Source organism: Sorangium sp. So ce385 (assembly GCF_051474135.1).
GTDB lineage: Bacteria > Myxococcota_A > Polyangia > Polyangiales > Polyangiaceae > Sorangium > Sorangium cellulosum_D.
Map to the genome: position 1 here is coordinate 7,752,552 of NZ_CP150337.1, position 23,468 is coordinate 7,776,019.

Here is a 23,468-nt window from a genome sequence, read left to right on the forward strand (position 1 = left end):
GCGGCGCTGGCGGTGCCGGCGGCGGCGGCGCCGCCGACGGCGGCGGTGGAGGTGGCGGCGACGTGACGAAGTCCGCCGGGTGCGGCAAGACGCGCACGCTCCAGAACGGCGCTGGCACCGTGCAGAGCGGCGGGAAGAGCCGCAAGTACACCCTGCACGCCCCCGACGATTACGATAGCGACCACCCCTACCGGCTCATTCTCTCCTTCCACGGGGCCACGGGCAACAGCGGCCAAGTTGCGCCCTCGTACTTCGGGCTCTGGTCGCTCTCCGCAGGGAGCACCATCTTCATCGCGCCCGATGCCGTCGGCGGGTTCTGGTCAGCCGACGACGATGTGACCTTCGTCGACGACATCCTCAAGCAGGTCACAGACGATCTCTGCATCGATACCTCGCGCATCGAGCTGGAAGGCTTCAGCCAAGGCGGTGCCATGGCTTGGACGCTGGCCTGCGCCCGCCCGAACGTCTACCGCGCCGCCGTGGTCCACTCCGGCGGCGGTCTCGCCCGTCCCGCGAGCTGTCAGCCGGTCGCCTTCATGTCCTCGCTCGGCCAGCAGGAGAGCGGCGGAGCTGGACAAACGTCCAACAGCGATTTCTTCGCCATGCAGAATGGATGCACGGTGAAGACCTTGCCCAAGGCGCCCAGAGGTGGCCACGCCTGCTCTGACTACGAGGGCTGCTCCGCGGGTCACCCCACCCGCTGGTGCGATTACGACGGCGGTCATACTCCGTCGCCGAACGACGCCGGGCAGAACATGTCGTGGATGCCCCAGGAAGTCTGGACGTTTCTGAGTCAATTCTAGAGCGGCCTTCAGCCGAGCCTGGTAGAGCCCGAGTCCACGCCCGAGTCAAAGCGGTATTGGCTTGCGTACCAGGTTGGCGTTGTGTAGCCTTTTCGCCCGATGAACAGATTCAAGATTCATGTCCTCGGGCTCGCATCGCTCTCGTTGGCGCTGCTCGCCGCGCCGCCTGCGCGCGGGGCATCGCTACAAAAAGTCGACCAGGGCGAATGGGGGGCGGACGGCCTCCCCAGCTACGTCAACATGTACATTTACGTGCCTGACGAGCTGGCGACCAAGCCTCCCATCGTCGTCGCTCCCCATCATTGCCAGGGGAATGGCCGGGGGACGTTCAGCGAGATGTCGAGCCTGGTCTCCATCGCGGACGCCAACGGCTTCATCATGATCTTCCCGGAGGCCACGGGGCAGAACTGCTGGGACGCGGGCTCGACCAGATCGCTCAAGCACGGCGGTGGCGGCGACACGGGCGCCATCGTCCAGATGGTGAAACACACGCTCGCGAAGTACGACGGCGATCCGGGCCGCGTGTACGCGGTCGGCGGGTCGTCGGGCGGCATCATGACCGAGGCGCTGCTCGGTGTGTACCCCGACGTGTTCATGGCCGGCGTGTCGCTCATGGGCGTCCCGTGCGGCTGCTGGGCCGAGGGCTACAACGACGTCACCGGAACGGGGAGCACCGCCCAGTGGAGCGGGCCCTGCGGGAGCGGCAGCGTCACGAAGACCGGGCAGGAGTGGGGAGACCTCGTTCGCTCGTACTATCCCGGCTACACCGGCCATCGCCCGCGCCTGCAGCACTGGCATGGCACCGACGATACGATCCTCAGCTACAAGAACATGGCTGAAGATGTCAAAGAGTGGACGAACCTCTTGGGTCTGAGCGAGACCCCGGATGGGACCGACACGCCGAGGACCGGAACCACGCGCCAGTTCTGGAAGAGCGATTGCGGCTACACGGTCTACGAGGCCTTCTCGATGGCCGGCGTCGGGCACTCCGTGCCGTTCGACGGACCCGCCGTCGCCGCCTATTTCGGCCTCGACAGGGCCGGTGGTCAGGATCCAGAGACGGCAGCCTGTCCCGGTGCCGTTCCCGGTGGTGACGACACCGCAGGCGCGGGCGGCGCGGCCGGCACCGGAGGCGCGGGCGGCGCGGGCGGCGCGGCCGGCACCGGAGGCGCGGGCGGCGCGGCCGGCACCGGAGGCGCGGGCGGGGTCATGGACAGCGGCGCTGGCGGCAGCGTGGGCAGCGGCGGCGCGATCGGCACCGGGTCCGGGGGGGCAGGCGGACAAGACGCCGGCGCTGGAGCGGGCGGCTCGACGGGCGGCGAGGGCTCGAGCTCCGGCTGCAGCTGCGCCCTGGGCGACGACGCGCGAGGCTCTGGCACCCAGGCGGGGCTCCTCCTCGCGGCGCTGGGATTGCTGCTCGGTCGCGCGAAGCGCCGCCCGCGCTGAGCCCTCGTTCAGCGAGGGTGCGGGAGAGCCACGGTGATGTAGAGGCGATCTAGGTTTCTCTCGGCCCTGCCTCACCATCACGGGTACCGAGACGGGATTTCTGACGCGCGCGAATCGACACCGGACGGTCCGCCGGGCTGCGCCGTCTCCTTCCTACCGCAACATCGGACAAATCTCTTGCCACCGCAGTCCGCGAGGCGCGCGCTCTCCCCGGCGCGCGCGCAGCACCGTGACGGCCCTCGCCCGAACGCGCGATCGCTCTCGCGCGTCGCACGGGTCGCGCAATGCATGAACGAGCACGATCCCTCGCACCATTTCGCTCGCCCGTCCCGCGCTGCCCGAATACGATGGGGCGGGACGTTTGTATGATAGATAACAATCAGAGCTTCGCCGAGATCGAACGCGAGAACGCGGCGCTGCGCCGGCGTGTGGCCGAGCTGGAGGGAGCTCAGGCGAAGCTGGAAGCGCTCTGCTCGGTGAGCACGGCGTTCATCGCCTTCTTCGATCGGAACGGCGTGGTTCTGGAGATGTTTCCGACGCTCGTCATCCCTGCCGAGATGGCCAGGCACGCGCGGGGCAGACACCTGACCAGCGTGGTGCGAGAGGACTACATCGCGCGCTGCGCCGAGGTCATCCGGGAGTCGCTCGCCAAGCAAACGGTCCTGGGCATCGAGTACCCCATCACGCTTCGCGATCGCCAGCTGTGGATCCAGGCCGCCTGCAAGCCGTTCACCGAGGACAGCGTCCTCTGGGTCGGGCGCGACGTCACGGCGCAACGACACCTCGCGTCCGCCCAGGCGGAGCTGCGCGACTTCCAGGCGCTCGCCGACAGCGCGCCGGACGGCGTGTGCATGGCCTCGCAGGAGGGCGCGATCTTCTATGCCAATCAGGCCTTCCGGGCCATGACGGGCCACGGCGACGGCACGCTCGGCATGCGCCTCGCCGACGTGTACGTGGAGGAGCAGGACCCGCTCTCCGGCATCGTGGGCATCGTGCAGCGGTGCTTCGAGCGCGGGTCGTGGCAAGGCACCCTCGGCCTCGCCCAGCGCGACGGAGGCACCCTCCCGTGCCAGGTCTCGATGGTCGCGCTCGCCGGCGAGGCCGGGCGGCCCCCGGCGCTCGCCACCATCGCGCGCGACCTGACCCCGCTGCGCGAGGCCGAGCTCGAGCGGCTCGCCCTCCAGGAGCAGGTCATCCAGGCGCAGCAGGCCACGCTGCGCGAGCTGTCCACGCCCCTCGTCCCGCTGGCCGAGGGCGTCGTCGCCATGCCCCTCATCGGCGCCCTCGACAGCGCCCGCGCCCAGCAGGCCATGGAGAAGCTCCTGGACGGCATCGTCCAGCACCAGTTCCACACGGCCATCCTCGACGTCACCGGGGTCAAGGACGTCGACGCGGAGTCCGCCGACGCCCTGCTGCGCATCGCGCGCGCCGCGCGCCTGCTCGGCGCCAAGCTCGTGCTCACCGGCATCGGCCCGGACACGGCCCAGACGCTCGTGGATCTCGACGTCGACCTCGAGAGCATCACCACCCACAGCACCCTGCAGAGCGGCATCGCCCACGCCCTCGCCCCGCGGCCGGCCCGCCGCGCTGCGCGCGCGCAGCGCAGGGCGTCGTCCTGACGGCGCTCGGCGCCAGCGCTCTGCAGCCAGGTCGGCGGCGAGCGCGATCGCCGAACCTCGCGTGCAGATCCTCGACGTTCGCGGGCACCACCGCGAGCTTCGCGCCGTACAGGGGCCTGCGCCGATCCGAGCCTTGGCAACCCTATCCATTGCAGCGCGCCGGTGCGCGCGCGCTCAGCCTTCCGGGCGAACGAGCCAGTACCAGTGGGAGGAGAGCAGGCGCCGCCGGCTCGTCCGCGCGTCCTTCAGCCGGAGCTGAGGCGTGAACACGCGCTCCACCGCCGCGGGCGACAGCGCGAAGCCGCTCGGCGCGCGGTCCAGCGCCCAGATCAGGTGCGTACCGCCCGGCCGGAGGAGCCGCGCCACCTCCGCCACGTAGGCGCGCTGCCCGGCGCCGTCGAGGCAGTGAAAGCAGCCCACGTCGTAAGACACGTCGAACGGTCCTGTCAGCATGTCCAGGTGCGTCACGTCGCCGACCAGGAACTCCGGACGTACCTCATCCTTCGCCACCCTCTCCTTCGCCTTGGCGACGGCCACCGGCGAGAAATCGACGCCCGTCGCTCTCACCCCGCGCTGCGCCATGTACCGAGTCAGCCGCCCCAACCCGCACCCGAGCTCGAGCGACGTCTGCGGCCGCTCAGAGCGAACGAGCGCCTCCAGCTCGCTCGGAATGCGGATGTCGCCCCACCACGTGACAGGCGCCTGGTAGGCACGGTCGAAAGTTGTGCTGGTCGTCGGTGCACCCATCGGATACCTCCTCGAGCGCGCATCGCGCTCGGTCTCCACCCAACATAGATAGCATGCTATGAATGTCAAGGCGAAGGCCCCCTGGGAGCCCCAGGCCACCCCGACTTTCTGGATCAACCACGCGTCGCGCCTGCTGATGCGCCACTTCGAGCGGCGGCTGCGCCCGCTCGACTTCGGCATGGCCTACATGCCGGTGGCCGTGGCGCTCGAGGAGAACGGCGCGCTCCTGCAGCGAGAGCTCGCCGAGCGCGCCCACGTCGAACAGCCGACGATGGCCGCCCTCCTCGGCCGCATGGAGCGTGACGGCCTGGTCAAGCGCACGCCGCACCCGGGCGACAAGCGCGCTTTCCACATCTCGCTGTCGGCGAAGGCCGAGGCGCGCCTGCCGCTCGCCAAGGAGGCGCTGCGCGAGGTGGCCGAACGGGCGCTGCAGGGCTTCACCGACCGAGAGCGCGCGACCTTCCTGGCGATGCTCCGGCGCGTCGTGGACAACCTCACCGGGCTAGGTGACGACGAGGACGGCGCCTGAGCCTAGAGCGACAAACGGGTTGAAACCGCTCGAAAGAGCAGAAATTCGAACCGCCAAGCCGCCAAGGACGCCAAGTTCTTGTTCTCTGCTTGGCGTCCTTGGCGGTTCATTTCTCGGTCGATCAGCGTGATCGGTGTTCGAGGGGATCGGTCGAATGACACCACCTCGTGCCATTACCTGCCGCAAACATCGCGCTTGTGCGCTCGTCCGCTCAGTCCGCAGCAAAGCAGTAGACGCGGCCGTTCCCGCCCCCCGGAGCGGTGTCGGCGCAGCTGCCGCTCGCGTGGACCGAGTTCCACGGCCGGTACATGTCGGCGTTGCTTCCACTGGGACCGAGCCCGTCGGAATGCCCGACCGTGGCGGTCTGGTTCGCGTCCTCGGACGTCCAGTCCTCGCAGGTCTGGCCGGCCTTCAAGGTGCCGTCCCGGTTCGTGCCGGTGAGGATGTCGTGCTGGTTCGGCGTCGGGGAGCCCTCCCACTGGCCCGGCACCATCTCGCCCTTCTCGTCGAGGAACACGGTGTGATCGCCGAACCTCGCGTGGAGCTCCTCGATGTTGGCGGCTACCATCACGAGCTTTGCATTGTACCAGGGGCCGGCGCCGATCCGGTCCTTGGCGTGCACCGGCTGATCGTCCGGGCCCTTCTCGGCGCTGAGGTAGGCGCGCCAGGTCTTCGCTCCGGCGCCGGCCGCGGCCGCCAGGTCCTGGCACCGCTTGTCGGCGCCGGCGAGCCCGCCCAGGTTCGCGGTCGGGCTCCCGGTGCTCGATACGAAGAAGCTGAGCGACGGCCCGCCGCTGCCGCCGCCGCCGCCCGTGCCGCCGCCTTCGCCCGCGCCACCGCTGCCGCCTGTGCCGCCGCCGCTGCCGCCCGTGCCGCCGCCGCTGCCGCCCGTGCCGCCGCCGCTGCTGCTGCTGGCGCTGCTGCTGGCGGCGGCGCTCGAGCTGCTGCTTGTGCTGCTGGAACCGCCGTTGTCCTCGTCGCCGCAGCCGGCGATGGCGAGCGAGACGCCGAGGCCGAGGAATATGCCGACCTTGCAAAGATTCTCTGAACTTGATCGCTTCATGGAAGACTCCCGAACAAGATGTCGCGCGTGCCGCGCAGGATAGCCTACGTGGGGTGGATCGAGGCCGGGAGATTGGTTCCTGGGTGCCTTTCGTCACGAGGCCGGCGAGCGCTGCGGCTCCTCCGGGAGCTCGGGGTCGCGAGCGCTTCGTGCCGCTCTCGGTCCGCGAGGGCGAGATCGCCCCGGCTCGCCGCCGCGACGTCGTCCTCGGGGCGACGCGGTATTACCGCGTGGAGAACGCAAAGACGATTTCGCCCTCGTAGGTCGCGCCGGCGGCGAGCTTCGTCGAAGGAAAGCTCGGCTGATTGGGCGAGTCGGGGAAGTGCATCGGCTCCAGGCAGAGCGCCGAGCGGCTCGGATACGGGACGTTGCCTTTGCCCACGTCACGCGGCGCCTGGCCGTTCAGGCCGTTGGCGGTGAAAAGGTGCAGCCCTGGCTCGGTCGACCACACGTCGAGCACGCGCCCGGACTCCGGCTCAACGACCGTTGCGTGCCGCGTAAGCTCGCCCGGCGTGGGCTGCAGGACGGCGAATGTGTGGTCGTAACCGCCCTTCGCAGGGTCGATCCGGGCCAGCATGTCGTAGCTGACATCGCCGATGTCGGCGCCGACAGGCTTGCCCGAGCGGAAGTCCATCGGCGTGGCGTCGACGCTACGCAGGACGCCCGTGGGCACGAGCAGCTCGCTCAGCTCGATGAACTGGTCGGCGTGGATGGTGAGCACGTGATCCGCGACGGGGCTGCCCGGGGTGTTGCTCAGGTTGAAGAACGGGTGGCTGGTGAAGTTGACGACGGTCGTCCGGTCGAGGGCGGCCGCGCGGTAGCCGACGCTCAGCTCGTTCTGCTCCGTCAGCGTGTACACGACCTCAAGGGAGACGGTGCCAGGGAAGCCCGTGAAACCCGGCGCTGCATCCTCGCTGTCGGCGAACGTGAGCGACATCTTCACGCTGGACGTCGAGAGCTGAACCGCGTCGAAGACGCGGAAGCGCGATCCCAGCGGGCCTCCGTGCGAGGTGTTGGGCCGCGCGCCATCGTTGGCGGGGAGGGTGAAGGTCTCCCCCTCAAGGCTGAACGAGCCGCCGGTGTACTCGGCGCCGTCCACCGTGAAGGTGCCTCCAGCGATGCGGTTGGCGTAGCGCCCGATGAAGGCCCCCATCGACGCCTGCCCGGTCGTGACCGCGTCGAGGCTCGGGTACCCGAGCACGACGTCGCCGAACCGGCCGTCCTCGTCGGCGACCACGAGCTGCTGGATCTTGGCGCCCAGGTTCGTGATCTTCGCGAATGCGCCCTGCGCGTTCTCGATCGTGTAGAGATCCACGGCTTTACCGTCGATCACCCCCAGAAAATCCTCGCGGGAGATCTCGAAGTACGACGCCGAAAACTCGCGCGAGGGGCGCTCCTCGCCCGCTCCGCAACCGCAGAGCACGGCATTGCCCGCCACGACCCATGCACCTGCTCGCATCGATGCTCCTTCTGCTCGGCCAGGCGGACCGATCCTTAAGGAATCAGAACGGCTTTGCGCGGGGCCATCCTCGCGGCATCGCGCACAGGCGATGCCAGATCACAGCTTGCCCGCTCCTGCCTTCGAGGTGACCTCGGCTTTCACCTCGGCCGCGGGCTGCTTCGTGTACTCGTAGCTGTTCGCGGGCGTCCACAGGGTGTCGGTCGCGGTGAGCTCCGGCTTGTTCGCCGCCAGGGCGGCCGCTTGCGCGGCGGCGAAGAGATCGACAGCCGCGCCGTTCAATGTGCTCTCGGCGTCGAAGAAGTACGTCTTTTCATCGGCGTGATCGCCGCTGCCGGCTTTGTGGTAGGCCGAGATGACGTCCTTTGCCGCGGGCGGTGGGTCGGCCGGGTCGGCTGCGATCTCGAAGGCGTTCGCTTCGGAGTAGAGCTTGGCGAACTGGCCGATGCCCAGCGCATAGAGGAACGGGTAGTCCGGCGCGGGCTTCGCTCCGTCCGAGGGCGCGAGCGTCCCCTCGTAGTAGTTGTTGTAGACGTGCACCTTGCCGAAGCGCACGCGGGGGAGGCGTTGGGTGGCGTTCTCGTAGACGTTGTGGTGGAGCGTGACGCTCAAGAATCCCCAGCCGTTCTCCGGCGTCGCGGTGTCCGTGCCGCCCAGGAGGTTCGTCTTGTCATGGTCGTGGAACCTGTTGTACGAGATGGTCACGAGATCGGACTGCAGCGTGACGTCCACCGCGCCATCGTGGTGCTGCACTGAGTACTCGTGGCCTGTTCGCGGCGCCTCGAAGACGGAGGGAAACAGCTTGTCCGGCCGGTCGCCGTCGCTGAACGTGTTGTGATCGATCCACACATGGGTGGCGCCGATGACCTGGATCAGATCGTACTCCGAGTTCCAGCGGCCGCCGGGGCACGTGAGCGGGGTTTCGGCTGTGCACCCGGGCACGTTCGTGTCGACGCGGAAAGAGTCGCCCGGATCCCAGGCCGGGAAGAAATCGAACGCGTCCTCGAAGGCGATGTTGCGTATCACCACGTTATCGACGCCCGCGCCGAGCTGCAGCGTGCCGTGGATGATCTTTGCGTCCGTGCCGAGCCCGAGGATCGACGTGTTGGATCCGACCTGGATCAAGGTCGTCGCCTTCTGCTTGTCCGCGGAGCGCGCCCTCGCTTCCTCCAGCGGGCCGGTGAGCGGCGGCGGCTTGCCGTTGACCAGCGTGGTGTTCCAGACGCTCGGCTTGTAGGCGTCGACGTAGGCCTGGAAGTCGTACGCCGGATCCGCGTAATCTTCCTCCGTCAGGGGGTTGTTGTCGTCGTCCGTGCTGAGATCGATCGTCCCTTTGATGTAGATGATCTTCGGCGTGCTGCTCGGCGTTGCCGGTGTGCCGTCCGAATTGACGGCCCCGTTCGGGAAGAGCGCGGCGACGAGCTGTTTGCGCGTCATGACGGTAAAAATATTCTCCTGGGTCGCGCCGTCTCCGCCGGTGGTGCCGGTGGTCGTCGCCGCCCAGCCGTCTGCGCCGAGGGAAGAAGGCCCATCGGGTGGCTGCTGGATGTCGCCGCCGCTGCCGCCGGAGCCGCCGCTGCCGCCGGAGCCGCCGCTGCCGCCGCTGCCGTCGTCAGGCGTTGGGTCCCCAGGATTGGCGGGATCTCCGCCGCAACCAGAAAGCGCAGTGAACATCGCCCATCCGAGCGCGATGGGACCAACGGATCGGTTCATGGATCGGTAGATGTTGCAAGCGGCGATCCATCCGCGATCGGTCCGATGATTCGCGGCGTGGCACGAGGGCGTGCACCGCGTGTGTTAACTGGTGGTGTCAACCGCGGATTGACAAGGGGTGGCTCCCGGGCCTGCGCGCTACGCAGCCCGCAAGGCCCGCGCCGTGCCGCGCCACCAGCTCGCTCGTCAGGGGCCCGAATGGCTCGTCGTTCCTATCCTCTCGGCGCCAAGGTCTTGTCGAGAAACTCGCGCACGTTTTGCGGGAGCTTGCGGTGAAACGCCTCGCGATCGAACCCGGCGGGATCGCTGGCGGGCAGGAAGCCCGGGGTCCGCATCTGGGGAGGGAACGGGCTCAAGAAGGAGAAATGGCCTGCATTCTCGACGACCTCGAAGGTGACCTGAGCCCGGTCGGGGACGAGGTCGAGCACGAGCTGCCCTTGCCATCTCGGCGTGATGCGATCGTGCTCCGCGACGAGCAAGAAGATGGGCACCGTGACGTCCTGCAAGGCGTCGTTGAGGCCGAACCAGCCGGTCGCGGGGGCCATGAGGACCAGCGCCTTCACGCGCGGGTCCTTCGTGACCTCGATCTTCTGCCCGTATCCCGCGAAGGGGCGCCCGCCCGCGACGGCGAGCGCGGTATAGCCTCCCATCGAGTGGCCGATGACCGCCACGCCGTCTTCCCCGAGGCGCGGCCCGATCTCCGCATCGGAGGCGACGGCGTCGATCGCGAGGCGGACGTGCCGCGGTCGATCCCGGAGGTTCTCGAGCGTCTCGGACCTGGATCGATCGTTGCGATTGTCCCCCGGGTGCTCCGGCATCGCGACGACGTATCCGCTCTGCGCGAGGTGGGACGCGAGCGTGCGAACCACGAGCGGCGAGCTGCCGCCGCCGTGCGAGACCACCACGAGCGGCAGCGGGCCGCCGTCGACGGGCGCGCTCGGCGCGACCTCGAGCGAATAAGGCCCCATCGCCACGATCTCGGCGGGGACGCGCGTCGGGTACATCAGCAGGACCGGGAACGAGAGGTCCTTTGCCTCGTCGCGCACGACGAGGCTTCGGCTGCCCACGAATCGACTCATGCGGGGTTCTCCTGCGGAGCTCTGGAGGACGGGAGAGGGTCTGGAGGTGATCGTCTACTGGAGAGGGAGGAAGATGTCGGTGACGCCCTCGTGATCGGGCACCTCCGGGAAGAAGCGCACGCGCTGCAGGAAGAGCGGGTAATCCCGCGGCTCCTCGCCGCTCGCGGGGAGCCAGGCCGCGTAGAGGTGCCTCACGGCGTGGAAGAGCGTGTCATCGCCCCCGATGTGCCGCAGGACGGCGCACCTGCCGCCGGGGATCGTCTTCGCGACGATGCCGAGCGGGTTCTCTGGCACGGGGCGGTGGGTCGCCGCGCAGAGGTCGAGGCGGAAGGCCTCCGGCGGGGTCTCGGCCGGGTCGTCGTAGAGGACGTTGAAGGTCGCGCTGCTCCGCGGCGGCAGCCGGTTCTCCTTGCGCCACCCGATGAAGCGCCGCACCGATTCGAGGACCCGCTTCGGGTCGCCGCGGTGCTCGAGGGCTGCGACGCGGGTCTCCTCGAACCGCGCGATCGTCACGTCTCCGGCGCGGTCGTGGGCACGGAGGGGCAGGGTCCTCGCCTCGCTCAGGCGCTCGTGCATCGCGTGCCACGGGTCCCACCGGGGCTGTTCGCGGAACTCGGACGGGGTCTGGCCGAACACCTTCTTGAAGGCGCGGCAGAACGCTTCGAGGCTCTCGTACCCGCTCGCCAGCGCGATGTCGGTGACCCGGGCCTGATCCCGGAGGGCGAGCCGCTGCGACGCGCGCCGCAGGCGGAGGAGCTTCACGTACTCGTGGACGCCGATGCCGAAGAGCTCGGAGAACTGGCGGTGAAAGTGATATTTCGAGAACGCGGCGACGCCGCTCAGCCGATCGAGCGTCAGGTCCTCGTCCAGGTGCGCGTCGATGTGCTCGAGCACCCTGCGGAACCTGACGAAGCAGGCGTTCTCGGTGGCTTCGGTCAAGGGCGGTGTCCTCCTCGGCGAGCGACAGGATAACGAGGGGGTGCCGGCCGTGCCTGACCGAAGTTGCTGAACTTCAGGGCGACCCTTGGCGCGGGGCGCCGGTCCAGCGCAGGTCGGCGAGGATGGGGAGGTGGTCGGAGCCGAGGTCCGGGCCGATCCAGGCGCGCTCGGTGGTCCAGCCCGGCCCGGCGAGCACGTGGTCGATGCGGACGCCGAACCAGCGCGTCCGCTTGGTCGCGCCGAACCCGAGCCCGGCGCGGGAGAACGCGTTCTCGAAGCCCGACCAGAAGCGCCGGTAGATGGCGCTGTCGACCGGCATGTTGAGATCGCCGACGATGACGGCCGGATAGGGCGCCTCGTCGACCCATCGCCGCGCGAGCTCGGACTCCCACGCGCGCAGCGCGATGACGCGGTCGTGCTCCGCGGCCTGCTTCCAGAGCCCGTGAATGAGCGCCTCGATCGCCTCGCGCGGCGTCTCCAGGTGCAGGTTGACGAGGCTGAAGGTGCGCGCCGCGGGCGCCGCCGGCGCGCCCGGCCGCGCCGCGTCGGGCGCGCCCGCGGCAGCGGTAGCGGCATCGGCGGCCGGAACGGGAGCGTGGTGCGGAGCGCCGGGGGTCGGGCGATCCGGCAGCGCGATCGCGTAGCGGAGGATGGCGCCGTGGCCGCCGGCGCGCCAGACGTCGTTGCGATCTCTCGACTCGGCCTTGAGGACCGGATAGCGGCTCACGAGGCACATGCCGCGGTCGACGTGGACCGACCACCCGGGGAAGGCGGCTGTCAGCTCGGGCTCGGGGATCGAGCACTCCTGCAGGGCGAGCACGTCGGGCCGGGACTCGGCCACGAAGGCCTTGAGTCGCTCGATGCTCATGGCGCGGCTCCCCGTGTTGAAGGACGCGACGCGCAAGTCCCCGCGGCCCGATCCGCCGGTGAGCGCCCGGAGCGAGAGGCGATACCCGAGGATGGGCCCGACCACGATCGCCGCCGCCAGCGCCGCGGGGATGAGGGCGCGCCGCTGGAGCAAGAGCGCGGCGGGGACGATGACGAGCAGAGGGAGGGCGATGACCTGGCGCGGGCCGAAGAGGAAGAGCGTCGCGGGCCAAAAGCGGTCGCCCAGGATGGGCAGGGCGAGCCAGACCGCGGCGACCACGAGGAGGTAGAGCACGGCGGCGGCGAGCACGACGGCCCGGAGACGGCGCCAGCGCCGCGGGGGCGGACGCAGGGGGGCTGGGCCTGGCGGGGCGGAGGGGGATTCCGGGGATGGCTCGCGCTGGGGCATCGATGGGGTTCCGTGGGTGTGGGTGGACCCTGCCGTCAACGGGCGGAGGCGTCGAGGAGCAGCGCATCGGCGAGGGTCGAAGCGGGCGCGGCCATGGCGCCAGGATAGCCCAGACGGATCCGGCGTCACACACCCGGGGGTGTCCGCTGCACGCAGGGGCGACAGGCTGTGTGCTTTCTCACACTGAACAGCACCCGACAGCCTCGGGGCTGAATTGAATCTCAACCTGGAGACTCCCGACGGTAATGGTCCAATTTGAACATGAAGGCGGGAAGGCGGGAAGAACACATGAATGTTCTTCCCGCCTTCGTGTGGACTCTCCCTGGGCAAAGTTGACCACTACCTCCCGACGGCCTCGGGGCTGAATTGAAACTCAACCTGGAGGTTCTTAACTTGCCCAGCGGGGCATGGAGGGATCTGCGGGTCGCAGATCGCGGCGGCGAGGTTCTTGCGTAGCATAGGCCTGTGGAGACGTGCTCTCCTGAGCTCGCCGCCCAGGCTCCGAGTACTGCATGAAGAGAACGTAACCACAGGCGTTTGCTCGAACGCTGGCGCCTGCGAGTCCCTCGAGCTCGAGCAAACGCCTTTCTATTCAGCCGGGCCGCCATCCGATGCTCCTGATCGAGCCTCCTCCGCGTACGGCGCCGCGAGGCGCCTGCAAGCAGAGGCGTTCGCGCCCGCCGCGGCCTTCACGGAGACGGGCGAAGAGCCCGCTGTTCTGCTAAGATGCGGATGATGACGGCAAGCAAGCGCGACTGGGTAGGGGGCCGCGTCGGGAGCCACGCCGAGCTAGACGTGGCTGATCAGGCGTTCTGGGATCAGGCCGGCCCGGCGGCGCGCTTCGCGGCTTCGATCGAGCTTGCGCTGACGGCATGGAGCCTGCGGCATCCCGATGAACCTCCCCCCCGATTTGGTCGAGATGCTTTCGGTGTTCGCAGACGCCGGGGTGCGATACCTGGTGATCGGCGGCCACGCGGTGTCGCTGCACGCACGCCCCCGGACGACGAAGGACCTGGACCTGTGGCTCGACGCCGCGCCTGAGAACATCGGACGCGCGTGCGCGGCGCTGCTGCGCTTCGGCGTGCCGGACGAGATCGTTGCGAACCTCCGGGCGGCGCGACCGGACGAGATCGTCTGGATGGGGCGAGTCCCCGCTCGCATCGATTTCTTGCAAACCGTCCCTGGGGTGGAGTTCGAGACGTCCTGGGAGCGGCGTGTCACTGCCAACGTTGCTGGCATACCGGTGCACTTCATCGGCCGCGACGACCTGCTCGCGAGCAAGCGAGCCGTGGGGCGGCCGCAAGACCTGCGCGACGTGCGTGCGATCGAGCGCGCCGCCGGGGTGGAGCCGCAGAAACGCGCACGAGCGCGCAGAAAGCCCTGAGATCACGTGCGAGTGGACTGCGCTCGCTGCGTCCGAGTTGCCTTCTTCACCGGCGCTGCGGGCTGCACCATCGCCCCCTTCTTCGCCACAGCCCCCTTCTTCGCCACAGCCCCCTTCTTCGCCACAACCTTCTCCCCGGCCGCAGCAGCCCCCTTCTTCGCCCCAACCTTCCCCCCGGCCGCAGCAGCCCCCTTCTTCGCCCCAACCTTCCCCCCGGCCGCAGCAGCCCCCTTCTTCGCCCCAACCTTCCCCCCGGCCGCAGCAGCCTTCTTCCCCTCCCCCTCTCGCTTACTCGCCCCCGCCCCCTTCCCCGTCGCCCCCTCCTCCCGCGCCCGCAACGCCCGCTGCGGCGCCACCGCGCGGTAGCTCTCCTCGATCCACTCGAGCAGCATCGCCTCCGGCACGCGCTCCTTCGACCCGAAGCGCGCTGTCACCCACCCGCTCTTGCCGAGGTTGTACCCGGTCGGCGCCGCGAACGGCAGCAGCAGCGCGGCCTCGCCCGACTGCGGCAGCTTCGCCGTCACGACGAGCTTCCCCTCGTGGAGGTTGAGGAAGACGAAGATCTTCCCGCGCACCTTGGCCACGCGATCGCCCCAGGGGAACTCCTCCACCGCCTCGGGATAGGCCAGCGCGGCGTCGCGCAGCCGCGCAAGGATGGGTGAGAGCCGCGCGTCGTCCTTGGTCGTGGTCATCGTCGACGAGCCTAGGGCGCGCGCCGGACCGCGTAAAGCCGGAGCCGCGCGCCGCGTCGACCGCTGCGCCGACAGCGGCCGAGCAGCGCGAGCCCGAAGCTCTTCTTACGCCCCCAGGGACCTCTCGCTTCCCGCGCGTGACGCCCCCGACAGCCTCGAAGGGACCACCTTGACAGTGTCACCCTGGCGCGCTTACGTGCCTGGTGATTCGCCCGCCCGTTCCGGAAGGGGGCCGAAGCGGCCAGCGGAGCAAACGATGCGAGGCGAGCGGAGCATGGCGGAGGACCGATCCCACCGAGACGATCTACAGCGCGACAACGACGCCCTGCGAGCGCAGAACGAAGAGCTCCGCCGCGAGCTCGCCGAGCTGCGCCGGGCGCTCTCCAGACCCGAGCCCGGAGACGGGTCGCCGCCTGGAGCGCCGCCCCCTGACCCCGGCCCCCGCGCCGCGGAGCGAACGCCGCGCGACGGCGCGCCGCCCGAGGACGTCGACGTGCTCCGCGCGGTCCTCGAGGCCGCGCCCATGCTGCTCTTCGCCAAGGACGCAGGCGGCCGCTACACCCTGGCGAACGGGTACTTCCTGAGCTGGGCGCGCCTCGCGTGGGGCGATGTGGCCGGGAAGACCGATCACGAGATCTTCCCGAACGAACGCGCCGACAGGTTCCGCACCTCCGATCTCGAGGTCCTCACCACGGGCCGGACGCTCTCGTGGGACGAGGGCGACGTGAGCCCCGACGGGCAGCTCCACCACTTCGCCGTGCTCAAGTTCCCGCTCAGGGACGCGGCCGGGGCGGTCCGCGGCGTCTGCGGCGTCTCGACCGATATCACCAGCTACAAGCGCGCAGAGGCCGAGAACCAGGAGCTCCAGGCCGAGATCATCCGCGCTCAGGAGAGGAGCCTGCGCGCCCTCTCCACGCCGCTCCTGCCCATCGCCAAGGGCGTCCTCGTCATGCCGCTCATCGGCGACATCGACCAGCGCCGCGCGCAGAGCGTCCTCGAGGTGCTGCTCGGCGGCATCGTCGCCCACGAGGCCAGACAGGTGATCCTCGACATCACGGGCGTGCCGGCCGTGAACGCCGACGTCGCGAACGCTCTGGTCAAGACGGCCCAGGCGGTCGGGATGCTCGGCGCGACCGTGATCCTGACAGGCATCCAGCCGAAGATCGCGCAGACCCTGGTCGAGCTCGGCGCCGATCTCAGCGGCCTTGTCACGCGGTCGACGCTGGAGAGCGGCATCGCCCACGCGCTCAAGGGCTGACTTCCCCGGGGCCATCCGGTAGGGTGCCCCCCCGCAGGAGCTATCCATGTTCGCGCTCGAGAACCGTGTTCAGGAATATGCCTGGGGCTCGCGGGAGGCCATCGCGGCGCTGCTCGGACAGGGACCCTCCGACAAGCCGCAGGCCGAGCTCTGGATGGGCGCCCACCCGGCGGCCTCCTCGACCATCGAGCTCGACGGAGGCCGCGAGCGCCTGTTCGACGCCATCCCCAGGCACGCGGACGCCTTCCTGGGCGGGCCGACGCGCGATCGCTTCGGCGCGCGGCTCCCGTTCCTGCTCAAGGTGCTCGCGGCCGACCAGCCGCTGTCGCTGCAGGCGCACCCGGACGAAGCGCAGGCGCGGCGCGGGTTCGACGCGGAGAACGCGGCCGGCATCCCCGTCGACGCGCCCGAGCGCACCTACCGCGACCCGCACCACAAGCCCGAGCTCATCTGCGCGCTCACCCCGTTCGACGCGCTCTGCGGCTTCCGGCCGGCCGAGGCCCTGACAGACGCGTTCGAGCTCCTCGCTGGCGGCCCGGGCGACGCGCTCGTCCCGCGCGTCGACGGGCCCGTCGACGCGGCCGCGGTCGCGCGGCTCGTCGAGGGCCTGCTCGCGCTCGGGCCGGCGGCGCGGCGGGAGCTCGTGTCCGCCGTGGTCGAGGCGTGCCGGGCACGCGCCGAGGCGGGCGGACGGCTCGCGCGCGCCGCGGGGTGGGCGCTGCGCCTGCACGAGCTCTACCCGGGCGACGTCGGCGTCGTGATCGCGCTCCTGCTGAACGACGTGCACCTCGAGCCGGGCGAGGCGCTGTACCTGCCGCCGCGCCGGCTGCACGCCTACGTGCAGGGGGTCGGGATCGAGATCATGGCGAGCTCCGACAACGTGCTGCGCGGCGGGCTCACGCCGAAGCACGTGAACGTCGGCGAGCTCCTGCGCGTCCTCGACTTCTCCCCATGGCGCGTGGATCCCGTCGCGCCGCGCCGGGCCGGCGCGGAGTCCATCTACGACACCCCCGCGCCGGAGTTCCGGCTCTCGCGCATCGAGCTCGACGCCGCGTCGTCGTGGCGCACCGACGACCGGCGCGGCCCCGAGATCGTGCTGTGCACCCGGGGACAGGCGTCGCTGGTCGACGCGCGCGGCGCCGCCCAGGGCCTCCGCCAGGGCGGCTCGATCTTCGTCCCGTTCGCCTCGGGGGGCTACGCCATCGAGGGAGAGGGCCAGTTCTTCCGCGCCACGGTCGGCCTCTGAGCCGCGCTGCGGGGCGCCACGCGTCCCTCGGCGCACGGGAGAGGAGCCTGAGCACCCCCGCGCCCGGCGAACGGCTCATGACGAGGCGGCGCGCTCCCGCGCCGCCGGCCGCGGGCTCGATCCGTCGGCTGCGGCGGCGCCGTCGGCCGCGGCGGTCGCCGGCTCGCCGCGCGGGGGCGCCGGCGGGTCCGCCGGGTCGCGGCCGAGCGACCGGGCGGCGGCGCGCCACGTGGCGAGCACGCGCCGCTTCATCACGCGGAGCTCGTGCGCGGCGAGCTCCGCGGCGCGGCGGGCGCTGTCGTTCACCGAGGGCCGCGCGGCCCGGAGCTCGACGAGCGGCCGCGCCGACAGCGACAGGGCCAGCTTGTACTGGCAGGGGCTGTCGAGAAAATCGTACTCGCGCCGCCCCGCCTCGATCGCGGCGCGGATGGCGTACGCGTGAACCGCGATCCCGGGCCGGAGCCCCTTCGGCAGGTCGACCCTGCGCCCGCACTGGTAGAAATAGATCTTGTTGTTCCAGACGAGGTTGTAGAGCGCCGCGACGGGCTCGCCGCGCGCCGAGAGCCACGCGAGATCGAGGGCGCCGCGCTCGAGCATCGCGGGCATCACCTCGTCATGGAAGGCGCGGAAGCGCGGCGAGGCGAAGACGCCCGCGCGCCCGTCGGCCGACCAGCGCTCGGCGTGCAGGCGGAGCAGGATCTCCCGCGCCCCGGCGAGCTCCGCCCGCGTCCTCGCCCGCTCGAGCGTGAGCGCGCCGCCCGCCCACGCCTCGAGATCGCGCATCGAGCGGCGCACGAGGTAACGGCGCGACGCGGAGAGCCCGCGCAGGTACGCCTCCCAGCTGGACGGCAGCGAGATGTAGGGAGAGGCGTCCGTGACCTCGACGCGCGCGTCGATGCCGTGCTGCCGGAGCGCGCGCGCGAGGATCACGGGGAGCGCGCCGTCGGTGCGCATGGCCGGCAGGACGAGCTCGTCCCACGCGCCCAGCGCCCCGCCCGTGAGCGCGCCGGCGAGCGCGTGCGCGACGTCGACCTCGGCGCCCCGCTCGGCGATGACGCCGAGGTTGCAGGAGCAGATCTCGTCGGCCTGGTCCTCGCCCGAAGCGAGGAGCTCCAGCCGGCGGAACGGGATGCCGCTCCTGTGCCGGCAGCGGCGCTCGAGCAGCGGCGCGAGGCCGACCAGGCGGGGCCCGTCGTAGAACAGCGCGGCGCGCAGCGAGCGGCCCTGCGCCCCGAACACCCGCCACCAGGCGAGCATCCAGTCCGGCGCGAGCATCGGCTCGTCCATGTCGCTCCGCCCCATCAGCCCTTCCCACGCCCCCCGCATCGCGGCGAGCTCGGCGACCTCGGTCACCAGGTGAAACCGCAGCATCTCCCCCTCCCCCTCCTCCCCATCGAACACCTCCTCATCGGCCAACTCCCCTCCCCGTGCCCGCCGCGCCGCGCCGCGCCCCCCTCGCGCGGCGCGGCGCGACGGAATCGCCGCCCCTCAGCGCCATCTCGGCCGCAGCTGGGCGATCGCCCCGCGCGCCGCGCCGAAGTGCTTGTCCAGCCACGTCATTCGATATCCCTCCTCGGCGGCGCGCCGCTCGGCGCGCTCGTGATCGTAACGGACCCGGTGAAACCAGACGTCCTGTCGCGACGAGTCGAAGATGGCGAACTCGGCGAGCTTGTCGCGCCTCCGGGCCGCGTCGACCGAGCCGGGGTTGATGAAGAAGCGCCTGCCCCGCGCGCGGTCGAGCGAGGCGCGCTCGCAGGCCGAGCGCAGCGTCGCGACGCCCGCCTCGACCTCGTAGAGCGCCTGGACGTGGGTGTGCCCGAAGAAGCAGATGCGCCCGCTGGGCTCGCGCTCGCTGAGGCTCCGCGCGTTCTCCTCGATGTGCGCGGGGCTCGTCATGTATTCGCACGTATCGTCCACGCCGCCGTGAATGAGGACGATCTCTCCCTCGATGAGGCGCCGCCTGGGCAAGAGGGCGAGCGCCCGCTTGCTGTCCACGGAGAGCGCGGCGCGCGTGCGCCGGAGCGCGAAGGCGGCCTTCGCGCCGCAGCGCTCGACGTCGATCCGCCCGATCGCGACGAGATCGTGGTTGCCCGCGATCGCGAGGGCCGGCGGCCGCGCGAGCAGGCGCACGCACGCGTCCGAGTCGGCGTTGTATCCGACGATGTCCCCGAGGCAGAGCAGGTGCTCCACGCCCCGCTCCGCGAGGAACGCCTGCACGGCGGAGAGGGCCTCGAGGTTACCGTGAACGTCCGCGATGATCCCGTAGAGCATGGCGCGCCACCTTTCGTGTGAGGAATGTGCTGGCCCATCGCGCGAAGGGCCTCGGGTCGTCCCAGGCGAAAGCGTCGTAGACCGTGGGCGCCCCCGCGACCGCGCCGAGCCAGGTCGCGAGGGACGCGCCGCCGCGCTGCTCCCGGAACGCGCGGTAGACGCGGTAGACGTCGAGCCAGCGGTAGCCCGCGGCGGCGCGCGGCGCCTCGGCCGGGCGGCGGCCCTCGACCAGGTAATCGTACGCGACGCGCGGCAGGTTGACGCCCGCCGCGGCGCCCACGTGGTTCCAGAGGGTGTACCGGGCGTTGACCTCGAGCGTGTAGAGCGCGCCGTTCCTCGCGTCGCGCACGAGGTCGATCTTGAACGGCCCCTTGAGCCCGAGCTTCCCGGCGACCTCGCGCCCGGCCGCGGCGACGTCGCGGTCGTCCGTGACCTCGACGAGCGCGCTCTCGCCGGCGAAGGCCGGGTAGGTGCGGAGCTTGCGCCCGCAGAACCACGCGAGCAGCTCCCGCCGCTCGTCGGCGAACCCGTGGAACGACACGAGATCGACGACGCCGCCCGGGATGTGCTCCTGGACGATCAGGTCGCCCTTGAGGCGCTCGAAGTGCGGGTGCGCGAGCAGCTCGGCGCGCGTGCGGAAGCGGCGCGCCTTCCCCGCGCCGCCGAGGAGGTCGCGCTGGATCTCGGCCCAGGCGGACTTGCGGCGCGGCTTCACGAGCAGCGGCTCGCGCAGCCGCGCGAGATCGCCGCCGGGCCGCAGCGTGCGCGGCGCGAGGACCCCCTTCGCCTCGCAGAGGCCATAAAACCCCTCCTTGTCGAGCAGCGACCAGCACACGTCCTCCTCGTTGAGGAGAAAGAGGAAGTGCCGCGCGAGCGCCGCCCGGTGGCGGTAGACGAGCTCGAGCTGCGGGTCCGTGCCGTAGAACAGCGGGATCTTGCGCCCGAGGGCCGCGTGGAGCCGCTCGCCGAGGCCCAGCAAGACCGCCGCGGACGCGTCCCGGCTCGCCTCGTCGAAGCCGGGTACGACGCAGGCGGCGCTCACGTGGCGCGAGCAGAGGACCGCGTCGGACCGATCCTTCGTCGCCGCGATGACCGGGATCCCGGCCATCCCGAGCGGCCGGACCAGGGTGATGTCCCCCAGCACGAGCGCCGGGGGGCGCTCCGGGGAGAAGCGGATGGCGGAGATGTCCTCTCTGTCCATGGTCACTCGAACAGCGAGGTCGACGAGCCGCGGTTTTCGTCCTGAGGGCCTTCGACCGAGAGGCCCGGTTCGGCCGGCGCGGCCGCGCCCCGCCAGGCGACGTGCCGCTTCAGCAGCTGCTTCGTCCGCAGGACGCCCGACACCGAGTGGATGAAGCTCCGGTGATCCGCGCCGAAATCGACCCGGGGCACCGAGAACTGCGCGTCCGGCGAGCTCTGGAATCCCGCGACGGTGGCGTGGTCGCAAGGCCAGTTGGTCACGGCCCCCAGGAAGCCGAGGCGGCGCAGCGTGGCGCACTCGCGAGGACCGAAGTCCGTCCCCACGTGCCCGTTCGGATAACAGAAGATGGGGACCGGGCGCCTGGCCTCGGCGCACAGGCGCGCCCAGGACACGACGATCTCGCGCTTCGACTGCGCGTCGCTCGTCCTGGAGAGCACCGGATGGGTGACCGTGTGCGGGCCGAACGTGATGCCGCGCGCCTCGCACGCGCGGACGTCGTCCCACGACATCGGCGCGTAACGCTCGGGCGGCCGCGCCGGGAGCTCGACCTCGGCGGCGGCGGCGAGCCGCTCGATGGCGCGGAGCTTCTCGATCTCGGGGACGCGCTTGCACTGCTCCATGAAGCGCCGCGCGAGGTGCGCGCGCGGGACGCCCTCGTCCAGGCGGATGACGTGGCGGAGGCCCGCGACCATGACGCTGAGCTCGCGGCGCCGCGTCGACTCGAACACGTGCTCCACGCGGTGCCACCAGCACCACAGCTCGCCGTCCAGATAGCCGGTCACGACGAAGATGGTCGCCGGGCAATCGAACTCCGCGAAGATCGGCGCGGCGACCGTCGCCTGGTCGCTCGTGCCGTCATCCATCGTGAAGGCGACGGCCCGGTCGATGGGCGCCGCCTCGCCCGCGAGGCTCCGGAAGACCCGCTCGAGCGACACGATCGGATACCGCTCCTTCCTCAGGAACTCCAGCGCGCGCCGGAGATCGCGCGGATCGACGCCCGCGATGCCGCGCGCCGGGTCCGCGAGCCGGTGCATGACGATGATGGTCACGTGCCCGCGCATCATCCGCGTGAACGGCCGCGTCGCCCACGGCGCGACCAGGAGATCCGAGAGCCATTTCACCACGTTCGACATGAGTCCTCCCCCCTCGAGAGCCTTACGAAAAGAACGATCGATGACGGCGGCGCGCGGCGGCCGCTCAGCTCGCCAGCGCGGCCGGCGAGGGCGGCGGCGGGTGATCGCCGGAAGGGCGGCCGTCGCCGCGGCCCGGAGCGGCGGTGATCTGGCGCGGCCTCTGGCTCGCGCCCCAGATCCATGCGAGCAGGGAGCTCGGGCGGACGGCGGCGGCGCGGTGCGCGTGCCGCGCGAGCAGCAGCTCGTAGAGAGCCATGTAGCGCTCGGACATCCGGGCGGCGGAGTAGCGCCGGAGGGCGATCGCGCGGCCGCGCCGGCCCATCTGCGCGGCGAGCGCGGGATCGGCGAGGAGCTCCGCGAGCCTCGCGGCGAGGGGCGCGACCTGGCCGGAGGGCACGAGGAAGCCCGTCTCACCGTCGACGAGCGCGGTGGACACGCCGCCCACGTCGGTCGCGACGGCCGGCAGCCCCGCGGCCATGGCCTCGAGGAGCGCGAGCGGCAGGCCCTCGGACAGGGACGGCAGCGCGAACACGTCGAGCGCGGCGAGGAGCGCTGGCACGTCGTGGCGCTCCCCGGCGAACAGCGCGCGATCGGACACGCCGAGATCGCGCGCGAGGGCGACGAGCCGCCCGCGCTCGGGGCCGTCGCCGACGAGGAGGAGCCGCCCGCTCGGGGGCAGCGCCCGCGCGGCGGCGCGCACGAGGAGCGCGTGGTTCTTCACGGGAGAGAGGCGCCCCACGCTCCCGACGACGAAGGCGTCGTGCGGGATCGCGAGCTCGGCCCTCACCCGGGCCCTCGCCGCCGGATCCGGCGCGAACCGCGACAGATCGATGCCGTTCGTCACGACATGCAGCTTCGGCGGGTCGACCTCGCGCCGGCCGAGGACGGCCGCGGCGGTCGGCTGCGACACCGCGACGTGGGCGTCGACGAACGCGGACGCGGCGCCGCGCAGCCACCCTCGTCCTTCCATGTCCTGGGACACGCCGTGCTTCGTGTGGATGACCGGGACCCGGTGCAGCCACCCGGCGGGCGCCGCGTAGATGAGCGACAGCTGGTTGTGCGCGTGGACGAGCATGACGCCCTTCGTCGCGAACAGCGCGGCGAGGCGGGCGGTCAGCGTCCTGTCGAACCCGGGGCCCTTCGGCACGAGGCGCACCTCGACCCCGCGCCGCCGGAGCTGCTCCGCGCGCGGCCCGTCCGGATCCTCGGCGATCGCGACCGCCAGCACGTCATGGCCCGCGGCGCGCTGGGACGCCGCGAGATCGACGACCACCTGCTCGGCGCCGCCGGTCTGGAAGCTGCTCACCACGTGCGCGATGGCGAGCCGCTCGAGCGCCCGCGAGTCCTTGCGAGCGCGATCCTCGATACCGTGAGCGATCTGTGTCTCCATACCCTCTCCCCCCAGACGCGTGGACCGACGATCCCGTCGAGTCGACGGCTCGTACGGCGCCGCCGTACCCGGCTGTCCTCCCATCCCCTCGCACCCGGCCCCTCCTGCGCGGCAAACGCCGTCCAGGGCATCGCCGAGCGGAGCTGAGATGGTCAGTGCCCCGATCCGGCGGATCGACACGAGCGCTGCAACACCCCGCGTGGCTCGATGGCAGACGACG

Annotated in this window: 20 protein-coding genes; 7 read left to right on the forward strand and 13 right to left on the reverse strand. The window is 71.0% G+C overall.

Annotation, left to right across the window (positions count from 1 at the left end; genetic code table 11):
* The first annotated feature begins 62 nt into the window (after window positions 1–62).
* The 3 genes from WME83_RS28090 to WME83_RS28100 all read left to right on the forward strand — a co-directional run bounded on the left by WME83_RS28090 (window position 63) and on the right by WME83_RS28100 (window position 3,868).
* Window positions 63–803, forward strand: a complete 741-nt coding sequence (locus WME83_RS28090) for an alpha/beta hydrolase family esterase (RefSeq protein WP_437312771.1) — start codon at window positions 63–65, stop codon at window positions 801–803.
* 99 nt (window positions 804–902) lie between these two features.
* A complete protein-coding gene (locus WME83_RS28095) occupies window positions 903–2,249 on the forward strand; it encodes an extracellular catalytic domain type 1 short-chain-length polyhydroxyalkanoate depolymerase (RefSeq protein ID WP_437312772.1) in 1,347 nt (448 codons plus the stop codon).
* A 365-nt stretch (window positions 2,250–2,614) separates the two neighbouring features.
* The gene (locus WME83_RS28100; protein WP_437312773.1) at window positions 2,615–3,868 is read left to right on the forward strand and encodes a PAS domain S-box protein; all 1,254 of its coding nucleotides are present in this window, start codon (window positions 2,615–2,617) and stop codon (window positions 3,866–3,868) included.
* Window positions 3,869–4,042: 174 nt separating this feature from the next.
* Here WME83_RS28100 and WME83_RS28105 read toward each other — a convergent pair whose 3' ends face one another.
* Window positions 4,043–4,615 (reverse strand): class I SAM-dependent methyltransferase, encoded by a 573-nt coding sequence (locus WME83_RS28105; RefSeq protein ID WP_437312774.1) that lies wholly within the window; start codon window positions 4,613–4,615, stop codon window positions 4,043–4,045.
* A gap of 58 nt (window positions 4,616–4,673) precedes the next feature.
* Between WME83_RS28105 and WME83_RS28110 the strand changes: the two genes are divergently transcribed.
* Window positions 4,674–5,144 carry a MarR family winged helix-turn-helix transcriptional regulator gene (locus WME83_RS28110; RefSeq protein WP_437312775.1) on the forward strand — a complete coding sequence of 157 codons (471 nt, stop codon included), beginning with the start codon at window positions 4,674–4,676 and terminating at the stop codon, window positions 5,142–5,144.
* Window positions 5,145–5,355: 211 nt separating this feature from the next.
* On the opposite strand, the gene WME83_RS28115 is transcribed toward WME83_RS28110, so the two are convergent.
* The 6 genes from WME83_RS28115 to WME83_RS28140 all read right to left on the reverse strand — a co-directional run bounded on the left by WME83_RS28115 (window position 5,356) and on the right by WME83_RS28140 (window position 12,574).
* A complete protein-coding gene (locus tag WME83_RS28115) occupies window positions 5,356–6,207 on the reverse strand; it encodes a DUF1554 domain-containing protein (RefSeq protein WP_437312776.1) in 852 nt (283 codons plus the stop codon).
* Window positions 6,208–6,430: 223 nt separating this feature from the next.
* Window positions 6,431–7,666, reverse strand: coding sequence for an aldose epimerase family protein (locus WME83_RS28120; RefSeq protein ID WP_437312777.1), 1,236 nt, complete (start codon window positions 7,664–7,666; stop codon window positions 6,431–6,433).
* A gap of 99 nt (window positions 7,667–7,765) precedes the next feature.
* Window positions 7,766–9,340, reverse strand: coding sequence for a pectate lyase family protein (locus WME83_RS28125; RefSeq protein WP_437312778.1), 1,575 nt, complete (start codon window positions 9,338–9,340; stop codon window positions 7,766–7,768).
* A gap of 251 nt (window positions 9,341–9,591) precedes the next feature.
* Entirely contained in the window at window positions 9,592–10,458 is an 867-nt protein-coding gene (locus WME83_RS28130; RefSeq protein WP_437312779.1) for an alpha/beta hydrolase family protein, read from the reverse strand.
* 54 nt (window positions 10,459–10,512) lie between these two features.
* Entirely contained in the window at window positions 10,513–11,397 is an 885-nt protein-coding gene (locus WME83_RS28135; protein ID WP_437312780.1) for an AraC family transcriptional regulator, read from the reverse strand.
* 73 nt (window positions 11,398–11,470) lie between these two features.
* Window positions 11,471–12,574: an endonuclease/exonuclease/phosphatase family protein gene (locus tag WME83_RS28140; RefSeq protein WP_437312781.1), complete on the reverse strand. Its 1,104-nt coding sequence runs from the start codon at window positions 12,572–12,574 to the stop codon at window positions 11,471–11,473.
* Between the two features lie 991 nt (window positions 12,575–13,565).
* Here WME83_RS28140 and WME83_RS28145 point away from each other — a divergent pair.
* Complete coding sequence (locus tag WME83_RS28145; RefSeq protein WP_437312782.1) at window positions 13,566–14,057, forward strand: nucleotidyltransferase; 492 nt, start codon at window positions 13,566–13,568, stop codon at window positions 14,055–14,057.
* 2 nt (window positions 14,058–14,059) lie between these two features.
* Here the strand turns inward: WME83_RS28145 and WME83_RS28150 are convergent, their stop codons facing one another.
* On the reverse strand, window positions 14,060–14,749 hold the full coding sequence (locus tag WME83_RS28150) for an MmcQ/YjbR family DNA-binding protein (RefSeq protein ID WP_437312783.1): 690 nt from the start codon (window positions 14,747–14,749) through the stop codon (window positions 14,060–14,062).
* 274 nt (window positions 14,750–15,023) lie between these two features.
* On the opposite strand from WME83_RS28150, the gene WME83_RS28155 reads away from it, so the two are divergent.
* Window positions 15,024–16,007: a PAS domain-containing protein gene (locus WME83_RS28155; RefSeq protein WP_437312784.1), complete on the forward strand. Its 984-nt coding sequence runs from the start codon at window positions 15,024–15,026 to the stop codon at window positions 16,005–16,007.
* Between the two features lie 46 nt (window positions 16,008–16,053).
* A complete protein-coding gene (gene manA, locus WME83_RS28160; protein WP_437312785.1) occupies window positions 16,054–17,253 on the forward strand; it encodes a mannose-6-phosphate isomerase, class I in 1,200 nt (399 codons plus the stop codon).
* A 75-nt stretch (window positions 17,254–17,328) separates the two neighbouring features.
* On the opposite strand, the gene WME83_RS28165 is transcribed toward manA, so the two are convergent.
* The 5 genes from WME83_RS28165 to WME83_RS28185 form a co-directional block, all read right to left on the reverse strand.
* Complete coding sequence (locus tag WME83_RS28165; RefSeq protein ID WP_437312786.1) at window positions 17,329–18,669, reverse strand: GNAT family N-acetyltransferase; 1,341 nt, start codon at window positions 18,667–18,669, stop codon at window positions 17,329–17,331.
* Between the two features lie 72 nt (window positions 18,670–18,741).
* Window positions 18,742–19,524: a metallophosphoesterase family protein gene (locus tag WME83_RS28170; protein ID WP_437312787.1), complete on the reverse strand. Its 783-nt coding sequence runs from the start codon at window positions 19,522–19,524 to the stop codon at window positions 18,742–18,744.
* Window positions 19,490–20,725, reverse strand: coding sequence for a carboxylate--amine ligase (locus WME83_RS28175; protein ID WP_437312788.1), 1,236 nt, complete (start codon window positions 20,723–20,725; stop codon window positions 19,490–19,492). The genes WME83_RS28170 and WME83_RS28175 overlap by 35 nt, the downstream gene beginning before the upstream one ends.
* 2 nt (window positions 20,726–20,727) lie before the next feature.
* Window positions 20,728–21,858, reverse strand: a complete 1,131-nt coding sequence (locus tag WME83_RS28180) for a polysaccharide deacetylase family protein (RefSeq protein ID WP_437312789.1) — start codon at window positions 21,856–21,858, stop codon at window positions 20,728–20,730.
* 64 nt (window positions 21,859–21,922) lie between these two features.
* On the reverse strand, window positions 21,923–23,248 hold the full coding sequence (locus tag WME83_RS28185) for a glycosyltransferase (RefSeq protein ID WP_437312790.1): 1,326 nt from the start codon (window positions 23,246–23,248) through the stop codon (window positions 21,923–21,925).
* Window positions 23,249–23,468: the final 220 nt, after the last annotated feature.

Excerpts from the sequence above, each read along its gene's own strand:
- WME83_RS28185 (WP_437312790.1), bottom strand. The coding sequence starts at position 23,248 with ATGGAGACACAGATCGCTCACGGTATCGAGGATCGCGCTCGCAAGGAC.
- WME83_RS28130 (WP_437312779.1), bottom strand. The coding sequence starts at position 10,458 with ATGAGTCGATTCGTGGGCAGCCGAAGCCTCGTCGTGCGCGACGAGGCA.
- WME83_RS28125 (WP_437312778.1), bottom strand. The coding sequence starts at position 9,340 with ATGTTCACTGCGCTTTCTGGTTGCGGCGGAGATCCCGCCAATCCTGGG.
- WME83_RS28170 (WP_437312787.1), bottom strand. The coding sequence starts at position 19,524 with ATGCTCTACGGGATCATCGCGGACGTTCACGGTAACCTCGAGGCCCTC.
- WME83_RS28180 (WP_437312789.1), bottom strand. The coding sequence starts at position 21,858 with ATGTCGAACGTGGTGAAATGGCTCTCGGATCTCCTGGTCGCGCCGTGG.
- WME83_RS28105 (WP_437312774.1), bottom strand. The coding sequence starts at position 4,615 with ATGGGTGCACCGACGACCAGCACAACTTTCGACCGTGCCTACCAGGCG.
- WME83_RS28110 (WP_437312775.1), top strand. The coding sequence starts at position 4,674 with ATGAATGTCAAGGCGAAGGCCCCCTGGGAGCCCCAGGCCACCCCGACT.
- WME83_RS28175 (WP_437312788.1), bottom strand. The coding sequence starts at position 20,725 with ATGGACAGAGAGGACATCTCCGCCATCCGCTTCTCCCCGGAGCGCCCC.
- WME83_RS28150 (WP_437312783.1), bottom strand. The coding sequence starts at position 14,749 with ATGACCACGACCAAGGACGACGCGCGGCTCTCACCCATCCTTGCGCGG.
- WME83_RS28100 (WP_437312773.1), top strand. The coding sequence starts at position 2,615 with ATGATAGATAACAATCAGAGCTTCGCCGAGATCGAACGCGAGAACGCG.
- WME83_RS28095 (WP_437312772.1), top strand. The coding sequence starts at position 903 with ATGAACAGATTCAAGATTCATGTCCTCGGGCTCGCATCGCTCTCGTTG.
- WME83_RS28155 (WP_437312784.1), top strand. The coding sequence starts at position 15,024 with ATGGCGGAGGACCGATCCCACCGAGACGATCTACAGCGCGACAACGAC.
- WME83_RS28120 (WP_437312777.1), bottom strand. The coding sequence starts at position 7,666 with ATGCGAGCAGGTGCATGGGTCGTGGCGGGCAATGCCGTGCTCTGCGGT.
- manA (WP_437312785.1), top strand. The coding sequence starts at position 16,054 with ATGTTCGCGCTCGAGAACCGTGTTCAGGAATATGCCTGGGGCTCGCGG.
- WME83_RS28115 (WP_437312776.1), bottom strand. The coding sequence starts at position 6,207 with ATGAAGCGATCAAGTTCAGAGAATCTTTGCAAGGTCGGCATATTCCTC.
- WME83_RS28145 (WP_437312782.1), top strand. The coding sequence starts at position 13,566 with ATGAACCTCCCCCCCGATTTGGTCGAGATGCTTTCGGTGTTCGCAGAC.